2 protein-coding genes are annotated in these 1,731 nt (G+C 41.8%); both read right to left on the reverse strand.

All coding sequences use genetic code 11. From position 1 onward, the window contains the following. Nucleotides 1-385 (reverse strand): PAS domain S-box protein (locus WQ57_RS22445; protein ID WP_046525908.1); only part of this gene is annotated, 385 nt, incomplete at its 3' end. A gap of 373 nt (nucleotides 386-758) precedes the next feature. After that, the coding region (locus tag WQ57_RS22450; protein ID WP_046525909.1) for a class I adenylate-forming enzyme family protein at nucleotides 759-1,731 on the reverse strand (973 nt) is incomplete at its 5' end.

The following is a 1,731-nucleotide window of genomic DNA, read 5'->3' on the forward strand; positions in this document are numbered from 1 at the left end:
TTACATTGGTCACTACATAGACGATTTGGCCATCTTGACCAAAGACTGGATTTCCGGTTACCAGCAATTCCTTTCCTCGAACGGATTGGATAATCGTCACGGGTGCCCTTTGTTCCAACACCTTTACAGTCACCGATTCCGACACGATTCCCTCTTTTACCACCGTCCTCATATTCTTTCCAAGCAATTCTTCGCTCGTGACGCCCGTGATCCTCGAATACGCGGCATTTACCATGATGCCGACGCCTTCTTTATCTGCAACAAAAATGCCATCATAGCTAGATTGAAAAATGGAAACCAAAATGTTTTCAATATCCGCCTTGTTAATCCGGTCAAGTTTCATACATTCTGATAAATCTTCTGCATGGATGGATTGGATTGTCATTTTTATTCCCCCCAATGAGCATGAAAATACTGAAAAAAAGATTGATTCCATTTCGAATCATATTTCTGCTTGATTCGAAATGGAATCGTTCTTATCTCATATAATTCTACAAAAAATGTAAAATTCCTTTTTGAAACGGGTTTTTGTAGGTAACTCGTAAATCGCAAATACTTTATCCGATAGAGACATGTGACAGAAAAGATTCTCTTTCAGCCATGTAATAACATAAAAATAGCGTTACCTTTATCGTCAAGCACCCGTTGAACATAAGCACTCTCAACTATGGAACCATTTCTACTCTAATAAAATACAGGGTCATCCCCGATGCGAAATTCCTCCTACACCGGAAATGACCCTTTAAATTTAAATTCTATTAAATTCTCCGTTCTTTTCCTTCCCAATGTGGATCTCTTAAAAAGCGCCGCATGACTTTGCCAACTGCACTTTTCGGCAAGGTATCGATAAATTCAACAGAGGCAGGTTTTTTATACGAAGCGAGTCTGTCTTTGCAAAATTGAATGATTTCGTCTTCGTTTACTGTTGCTCCGTTTTTGAGTACAACATAGGCTTTGACCGCTTCCACCCACTTTTTGTCTGGAACACCGACAACAGCTGCCTCTTGAACGGCCGGGTGTTGGTAAAGCACTTCTTCCACTTCACGAGGATAAATATTAAATCCTCCAGAAATAATCATGTCTGATTTGCGGTCCACAAGGAAAAGATATCCGTTTTGGTCCAAGTACCCCATATCACGGGTATGAACCCAACCATCCTTTATCGTATCTTGTGTTAGTTCGAGTTCTTTCCAATACCCAACCATTGCCTGGCTTGATTTTACTGCAATTTCACCGACCTCACCTGCAGGAAGCTCCTCGCCATTTTCATCGATAATTTTGATCGAAGCAGTTGGAACAGGGCGGCCGCAAGATAACAGCCTTGCTTCCCCTTCTTCTCCTGAACCAGTATGATCGTTCTTATTTAAAATCGATAAAATGAGTGGAGCTTCCGTTTGACCGTAATACTGTACAAATTTCGGCCCCCACAATTCAAGCCCGCGCTTTAATGCTTCGCGCGGCATTGGGGATGCACCATAAATAATATTCCTGACAGACTCAAACGAATACTGCTCAACATTTGGATGATTTAAAAGCATGACAATCATAGTTGGAACGAGATTCAATGTTGTGGGTTTTTCATGATGAATGGTTTGAAGGTATTGGTCTGGAAGGAATCCTGATAAGATGGAATTAGCTGCTCCGGATACCCAATGCGGCAGCACCAATGTTCCTGATGCATGAGTGAGAGGGGCCGCATGCAGCATGATATCCCCTTCTTGAATATCCAAG

The organism is Mesobacillus campisalis (genome assembly GCF_000986785.1).
Lineage (GTDB): Bacteria > Bacillota > Bacilli > Bacillales > Cytobacillaceae > Mesobacillus_B > Mesobacillus_B campisalis.